Here is a 7,506-nt window from a genome sequence, read left to right as displayed (position 1 = left end):
CCCGGATACGGTAGGGCAGGGCAATGTGACCGATCTGCATGGCAGCGGCTGGAACACGATGGCGCTGAAGGGTAGCTGGCGTCCCGGTGACGGCCACGCGCTGGACTTCGGTCTGCAGCGCGATACGGCCAAGCTGCGCACCCGCGTATTCAGCGGCGCCGACTGGATCAGTGCCGGCGAAGGCAAGACCGTGTCGACCTTCAACGGCAACACGCGATTGACGTCCGCTTATGTGCAGGACACCTGGCGCATCGATGAGGACTGGCGCGCGATGCTGGGCCTGCGCCGCGAGCGCTGGCAAGCTTACGGCGGCGAGTTGACGGGTGTTGGCTTCCCAGAGCGCAGCGAATCAAGCTGGTCGCCGAAAGCAGCCCTGTCGTGGCGGGCGAACGACCACTGGACGCTGAAGGGTTCCACCGGCCGTGCGGTGCGCAATCCGACCGCCTCGGAGCTGTTCCAGGGCTCGATCCTCGATGGGAAGATCATCAACAGCGATCCGAATCTGCGCGCCGAGAAGTCGTGGACCAGCGAGCTGACGGCCGAGCGCCTGACCGCGAAAGGAAGCCTGCGCGCCACGGTGTTCCACGAAACCACGCGTGATGCGCTGTACTCGCAGCCCTTGCCGCAAGCGCCGACCATCAGCACCGTGCAGAACGTGGGCAAGATCCGCACAACGGGGCTGGAAATCTCGCAGCAGGAAGACGAAGTGCTGGTGCATGGTCTGTCCATCAACAGCAGCCTGACCTACGCCGACTCGAAGATCGTCAGCAATGACGCGCTGCCGGCCAGCGTCGGCAAGCGTCAGCCGCGCGTGCCGCAGTGGCGGGCCACCTTCCTGGCGTCCTACCACGTGGGCCAGCACTGGACCACCAGCCTGGGTGCGCGCTACAGCGGCAAGCAATACGGCACGCTGGATAACAGCGATCCGAATGGTTTCACGTACACGGGGGTATCGGATTACTTCGTGATGGATGCGCGGGTGCGCTACCGGTTCGACAAGCACTGGACGGCGTCGGTCGGGGTGGACAATCTCAATAACAAAAAGTATTGGGCCTTCCACCCCTACACGCAGCGTACCGTCAACGCTGAGCTGAAGTACGACTTGTAATGCTTACTGCGGCGCTCCGCTCATGCGGCGAATACTGCCGGACCCCATGATGGATTTGCTGACTTGCGGGTCGCCGTAGTAAGACACATCGCCCGAACCGGCCACGCTCACGGCCAGCGTCTGTTTGGCCCAGACAGTCGCCTGGCCGGAGCCGCCGATGCTCACGCTCACCGCGCGCGCTTGCAACTGGCCGGTGCCGACCTTACCGGAACCGCCAATCGCCACCGTCAAGCTATCGGCATTGCCGCTGGCTTTCAGGTTGCCGCTGCCGCCCAGCGACACCTTCACGGATTCGGCTTCCAGGCCGCGCACATTGATCGAGCCGGAGCCGCCCACGTTGAAGGACATGCGCTGGCCACGCAGACCGTCCGCATCCACGGTGCCGGAACCGCCCACCGAAATATGCTCCATCTTGCGGGCGTTGACCACGATGCGCAGGTTGCGGGAGTTGAATTGCAGCTCCTTGCGCACAGGGCGGATTTTCAGGGTGCCGCCGTCAACCACGGTTTCGATCAGCGGAGTCAGATTATCGTCGGCCTCGATCTGCACACCTTCCGAGCCGCCGAGACGGATTTCCACGGTGCCGGGCAGACCCATTTCCAGGCCGTCGTAGCCGCTCACATCGCGTGACGTTTTGACAATCGTGCCGCTGCCCTGAACGCGTTCACCGGCGAACCAGCCCGGCGAAGCCGACACCTGCGTCAGCGGCGCCACGGCCGCCATCAGGGCAATCGCCAGCACGGATTTGCGCACTGCAGCAGAAAAAGTCATCTCTTGCTCCTTCGAATTCGAATATTTGATGATGAGAATCATAGATCAGGAGCCGCTTCCACGTCTTCCGCTTGCGACAGAGTGCGCTGAACGGGGATCAGAATGCAAACGGGGCGGAATAGCCGGGTGTGAGTGTTGTAGCAACGATGAAAGCTACTTATATCTATTGCGCAAATGAAATAGAATCATGGCAAGCCGCACAAACCACCCGGAGAAAGCAGAGTCCATGGAAAACTCGCAAATTCGCACCCTTTCCTATATCGAGAACGAAGACCACCCGGTATTTGGGACCCTGGTCGAACAGATCCTGCACCTGCTTAACTCCAAACTGGTTTTCAGCGACATCCTGATTCACCAGAATTCGCCCCTGCTGCTGCGCCAGCCGAAGGGCATGGTGGCGGTGACCGACTCCCCGATCACCCGCGAGGAGCTGGAAGAATTCTTCGAGGTGGTGGAGCCGAACTGGCGCGAACGCATCCAGGACCGCGCGTTTGACCGCGCCATCGACCTGCATACGGCGCGCATCCGCGCCAACTGCTTCTCCTTCCAGGGCAAGAAGCGCCTGGGCTGCGTGGTGCGCCGCTTCCCGCGTGAACCGCTGCCGCTGGCGAATCTGGGTCTGCGCACCAACGAAGCCAAATTCGCTCACCTGACCAGTGGTCTGCTGCTGATTATCGGCGACACTTGCCAGGGCAAGTCGCGTCCGGACGTGATCGTGATTGGCGAGATCCGCGATGCGGAAACGGCGCGCGAGGCGCTGGCGCTGGCTGAATCCGGTCCGCTGGTGTTGGCTTCCCTGCATGCGCGCTCGACCGAGCTGGGACTGCAGAAGATGATGCGCCTGCTGGGTAATTCGGAATCGCAGAACCAGGCGCTGGCGCATGCCTTGCGCGGTGTGCTGTGCCAGGCGCTGCTGCCGGCGCAGGATAATGACGGCTACCACCTGGCCACGGAATCGCTGACCGTTCATCCTGAAGTGAAGGAGCTGATCGAGTCGGCGAATTTGTCCGGTATTCGCCAGCTGATGGAGCACAAGGGCGCGGAAGGCTGCCATACCATGAACGCCTCCTTGCGTGAGCTGCTGGCCAAGAAGAAGGTTGGCGTCGACGATGCACGCAACGCCACCACCGATCGCATCGGTTTCGCGGACATGATGTAAAAACCCACGGCGGAAACCAAGTGGCAGGCACGATGTGCCTGCCACTAGCTTTTGCATCAGGTTTTAATCAAGCGGCACGTTGCGGTAGCGGTTCACGTCCGTGCTGTTCACCGGTGGCGCATTATTGCCCCAGGCGCTGCGCAGGTAAGACACCACCTGCGCCACTTCCATATCACTCAGCGCATGGCTGAACGGCGGCATGCCGTAAGGCCGTGGATTGCCTGCAGTGCCCGGCGCAAAGCCGCCATTCAGCACAATGCGAATTGGATTGACCGCCACGTCCATGGTCAGCGCGCGATTACCCGAAAGCGGCGGATAGTGCGGCGCATTGCCTTCACCTTTCTCGCCGTGGCAGTCCATGCACATATTCCTGTAGATCTTCTCGCCGGCCGCCAGATAAGCAATCGCTTCGGCTTCCTTCGAGCGTTCATACTGCGGCTTGCCGTCGTTCTCGGCCGGCAGCGACTTCAGATAGACCGCCATCGCGTGCACATCGTCGTCGGACAGATGCTGCAAGCTCTCGCGCACCACCTCGGCCATCGGACCAAACACGGTCGCGCGTGGCGACACGCCAGTCTTCAGCAGATCCGAGATGTGCTCGACCTGCCAGTTACCGAGACCCGCTTCGGCATCGGACGTCAGCGAAGGTGCATACCAGCCCAGCACCGGAATCAGGCCGCCGGACAAGCTGTTGTCGCTGGCGCCCAGCACATTGCGCGAGCTATGGCAGGCCACGCAGTGCCCCAGGCCGTTGACCAGATAAGCGCCGCGGTTCCAGTCCGCAGGCTTCGCCTTGTTCGCTTCGAAGACGGCCGGTTTGAAGTACAGCGCGCGCCAGACGGCCAGCATCACCTGCTGGTTGTAAGGAAAGCGCAGGGTATGCGGCTCGCTTTTCTTTTTCACCGCAGGCACGGTCTGGAAATAGGCGTACAGCGCATCCGAATCGTCGCGGCTGACAACCGTATAGTTCGTGTACGGGAAAGCAGGGTAGAGCAGGCGTCCATCCCTGGCGGTGCCGTTATGCAGGGCGTTCCAGAAATCGTCGGCGGTCCAGGAACCGATGCCGGTTTCCTTGTCGGACGTGATGTTGGGCGACACCACGCCGCCGAACGGCGTCTGCAAGGTACGGCCGCCCGCATAAGCTGCGCCACCGCGCGGCGTGTGGCAGGCCATGCAGTCGCCGGCTTTCGCCAGATAAGCGCCGCGCGCCACCTTGTCGGCCAGCGGCATGGACTTCGATGCTTCGCTCGGCGGCGGGCCGGCATCGTGCTTGGGCCAGATGAAGCCGACCGCGCCCACAACCAGCAGCAGGAGCACGGCGATGATGATTCGGATTGTTCTTTTCATGGCAGTTTTATTGTTGTGGTACGCCGCCGCACTTCAGCGGCAAAGGCTTGGGCAAGCTGTCGGCGGGACGCATTTCGGCGTCGGCAGGCTGGCTGGCGAGCCAGCCGGAGACGGCGGCCACGTCGGCCTCGCTCAGGCGGTTGGCGATATCTGCCATGCAGTCCGGCGCGTGGGCCTTGCGCACCTTATTGCGCCAGGCGCCGAATTGCGCATTGATGTAATCGCGCGGCAAGCCAATCAGGCCGGGAATGGATGGCGCAACGCCGGTCATCTTGTCGCCGTGGCAGGCGATGCAGGCCGGGACTTTATTGGCCGGGTCGCCCTGGTGCACGATGACGCGCCCGCGTTCGATCATGGCCGGGGTGGCGCTGGTCGGCGCCGGCGGCGGGTAGGGCGGATGCAGGTCGGAGAAGTATTGCGCGATCTCGCGCAGGTAGGACTCCGGCAGTTGCTCCACCATGTAAGTCATCAGCGGGTACTGGCGGCGGCCGTCGCGGAAGTTCTGCAGCTGGTTGAACAGGTAGCCGGCCGGCTTGCCTGCGATACGCGGGAAGAAGGCGTCTCCCTCTTCCTTCAGTTTATGGCAGGCCGTGCACGCCACCACGCGCTGTTCAACGGTATCGGGCAGGGGTTTCAGTGGCTCCGCGCGGGCCAGAAGCGGCAGGGCCACAAGGAGAGCGATTGATGAGAAAATTCGCATAAATGCATCCGTTATTCTTGGTTGTCCTCCAAGGATACGCCTGCTGGCTGAAGAATAACAGGATCAAAAGTTCACCATCACGGGGGTATCAGTTTGAAGCTGTATGAGGCGCTGGCCGAAGAACTTGGGGATTTGATGGCCAGCGGCGTGCTGCGCGAAGGTGAGCGCCTGCCGTCCGTGCGGCAGCAGCAGGAGCGGCGCGGCGTCAGCCCGTCGACCGTGTTCCAGGCTTACTACCTGCTCGAAGCGCGCGGTTTGATCGAGTCCCGTCCCCGTTCCGGCTACTACGTGGCGCCGCGCCGATTGCCGGCTGCCCCGGAGCCTGAGGTGTCGCGGCCGGACCCTGCGTCCACGCGGGTCGATGTCAGTGAGCTGGTGTTCAGCGTGCTCGATGCCAGCCGCGCGCCGGATATCGTGCCTTTCGGTTCGGCCTTCCCCAGCCCCCTGCTGTTCCCGCTGGAGAAGCTGGCGCGCGCGGCGGCGGCCAGCTTGCGCAATATCGACCCGTGGAGCACAGTGGCCGATCTCCCGCCGGGGAATGCGGAGCTGCGCCGCCAGATCGCCTTGCGTTACCAGCTCGATGGCGTGCAGGTGCCGGCCGACGATATCGTCATCACCAACGGCGCGCTGGAGGCGCTGAATCTTTGTCTGCAAGCGGTGGCACGGCCTGGCGACACCGTACTGATCGAGTCGCCCAGTTTCTATGCGGCCTTGCAGGCGCTGGAGCGGCTGGATTTGAAGGCCGTCGAAATCGCGACCCATCCGCGTGATGGCATCGATCTCGATGCGCTGTCCGTGGCGCTGGAACAGCACCAGCCCAAGGCGTGCTGGCTGATGACCAGCTTCCAGAATCCGCTGGGCAGCCTGATGCCGCCGGCGAAGAAGCAGGCACTGGTTGAGCTGCTGTCGTCACATGGCGTGCCACTGATCGAGGACGATGTGTATGGCGAGCTGTATTTTGGCGCGCAGCGTCCCGCGTTGGCCAAGCGCTTCGACACGCAGGGGTTGGTCATGCATTGCAGCTCGTTTTCGAAGTGCCTGGCGCCGGGCTTTCGCGTGGGCTGGGCGGCGCCGGGGCGGTTTGCGCGCGATGTCGAGCGCCTGAAACTGACCACCAGCCTGGCCGCCGCGATGCCCTCGCAGCTGGCGCTGGCGGGTTATCTGGGGCAGGGCGGCTATGAGCGCTACTTGCGCCAGTTGCGCGCGGCGTTGTCGGGACAGCAGCGGCACATGCTGGATGCGATCTCGCAGCACTTCCCCTCAGGTACGCGCGTGACGCGGCCCGAAGGTGGCTATTTCCTTTGGCTGRTCTTGCCGGAACAATGCGACGCGCTGGAATTGCACCGGCAAGCACTGGCGGCAGGCATCAGCATCGCGCCGGGGCCGATGTTCAGCGCCAAGCGCGAGTTCAGGAATTGCATCCGCCTGAATTACGGACATGTGTGGGATGAGCGGCATGCCGCCGCGGTGGCGACGCTGGGACGCCTGGCCTGCGCTCAGTCGTGCGAGGGCGGCGTAGGCTTGAGCAGCGCCGGCACGGCCTGAGTTGCGGCGCTGGCCGCGCCCGCAGCGTTGGCGCCCGCCGCAGCTGCAGCGGGGCGCGAGCCGCCGGCGTTTTGCGCGAGGACCGGCGCAAGCGGGCGCGGCGGATTCGGCGCGCGCTTGGGCTTCGGCGGCTTGGGTGGACGAATCGGCGGCAGCACATTGCCTTCCGCGATCCAGTGGCGGAACACGCGCAGCGCAACCTGCGCATCGTCGGCCGCGTAAAGAATCTGTTTTTCGCTGAGGCGCGGTGCGGCCCAGTTGGTGGTCGAAATCTTCTTGGACTTCTGCAGCGTCTGGCCGAAGAACTTGGCCACGGCGCTTTTCGCGCCGAGGTCATTCTTCTGTCCCGGCACGCGCAGCAGAACGGACAGGTCAACGACTTTCAGCGRCTCGATGCCCAGTTTGGCGCGCACGCGCTTGATGTCGTCGGACAGCCCGAAGCCCACCTTGAGTGTGTTGTCCGATTCCAGAATCGCCCGCAGCGCCGGCAAAAAGGGCGAAGGATCTGCGCCAACCTGAAACAGCCAGGCGTGTTTATCGTCGGCCAACTGCACCAGATGCGGGCCGTCCGAACTTTCGCCTTTGACAAAAGTAGGTTTGGACTCGGTATCGAAACCGATGGCGTCCGCTGCCAGCAGGGCCGCTTGCGCGGCTTCCGCATCGGCGGCGGACTTCACGAGCCGGACGTCGGCCAGCCGGATGCCGGGGTAAGGCGGCAGTTCCGGCGTGGATTCCGGCGACTCGATCATTTGCGTGAGAATTTGGCGGTCAGCGCTTCCAGTTTTTCCTGGCGGCGCTTCGCGGCTTCCTCGGCGGCGGCAGCTTCACGCTCGGCTTTGCGGCGATCGACTTCCTTCTTGAAGCGCTCCTGCAATA

Annotated in this window: 7 protein-coding genes; 3 read left to right on the top strand and 4 right to left on the bottom strand. The window is 63.4% G+C overall.

The features are described from left to right. Positions 1-1,108 (top strand): TonB-dependent receptor (locus AB4Z11_RS22950; RefSeq protein ID WP_442027901.1); only part of this gene is annotated, 1,108 nt, incomplete at its 5' end. A 3-nt stretch (positions 1,109-1,111) separates the two neighbouring features. Here the strand turns inward: AB4Z11_RS22950 and AB4Z11_RS22945 are convergent. Continuing rightward, a complete protein-coding gene (locus AB4Z11_RS22945; protein WP_442027900.1) occupies positions 1,112-1,879 on the bottom strand; it encodes a head GIN domain-containing protein in 768 nt (255 codons plus the stop codon). A gap of 226 nt (positions 1,880-2,105) precedes the next feature. Here AB4Z11_RS22945 and AB4Z11_RS22940 point away from each other — a divergent pair, with 226 nt between their 5' ends. Continuing rightward, positions 2,106-3,038, top strand: coding sequence for an ATPase, T2SS/T4P/T4SS family (locus AB4Z11_RS22940; RefSeq protein ID WP_442027899.1), 933 nt, complete (start codon positions 2,106-2,108; stop codon positions 3,036-3,038). Between the two features lie 63 nt (positions 3,039-3,101). Here AB4Z11_RS22940 and AB4Z11_RS22935 read toward each other — a convergent pair whose 3' ends face one another. Both AB4Z11_RS22935 and AB4Z11_RS22930 read right to left on the bottom strand, forming a co-directional pair. Continuing rightward, positions 3,102-4,385, bottom strand: a complete 1,284-nt coding sequence (locus AB4Z11_RS22935) for a c-type cytochrome (protein ID WP_442027897.1) — start codon at positions 4,383-4,385, stop codon at positions 3,102-3,104. 7 nt (positions 4,386-4,392) lie between these two features. Continuing rightward, the gene (locus tag AB4Z11_RS22930; RefSeq protein ID WP_442027895.1) at positions 4,393-5,085 is read right to left on the bottom strand and encodes a c-type cytochrome; all 693 of its coding nucleotides are present in this window, start codon (positions 5,083-5,085) and stop codon (positions 4,393-4,395) included. Between the two features lie 93 nt (positions 5,086-5,178). On the opposite strand from AB4Z11_RS22930, the gene AB4Z11_RS22925 reads away from it, so the two are divergent. After that, positions 5,179-6,630: an aminotransferase-like domain-containing protein gene (locus AB4Z11_RS22925; RefSeq protein ID WP_442027894.1), complete on the top strand. Its 1,452-nt coding sequence runs from the start codon at positions 5,179-5,181 to the stop codon at positions 6,628-6,630. On the opposite strand, the gene AB4Z11_RS22920 is transcribed toward AB4Z11_RS22925, so the two are convergent. Then, positions 6,582-7,379 (bottom strand): 3'-5' exonuclease, encoded by a 798-nt coding sequence (locus tag AB4Z11_RS22920; RefSeq protein WP_442027892.1) that lies wholly within the window; start codon positions 7,377-7,379, stop codon positions 6,582-6,584. The two genes, AB4Z11_RS22925 and AB4Z11_RS22920, sit on opposite strands and share 49 nt — an antisense overlap. Positions 7,380-7,506 lie beyond the last annotated feature (127 nt).

It is taken from the genome of Pseudoduganella sp. RAF53_2, assembly GCF_052113985.1.
Lineage (GTDB): Bacteria > Pseudomonadota > Gammaproteobacteria > Burkholderiales > Burkholderiaceae_D > Rugamonas.
This window is presented reverse-complemented; position numbering and strand designations above follow the sequence as displayed.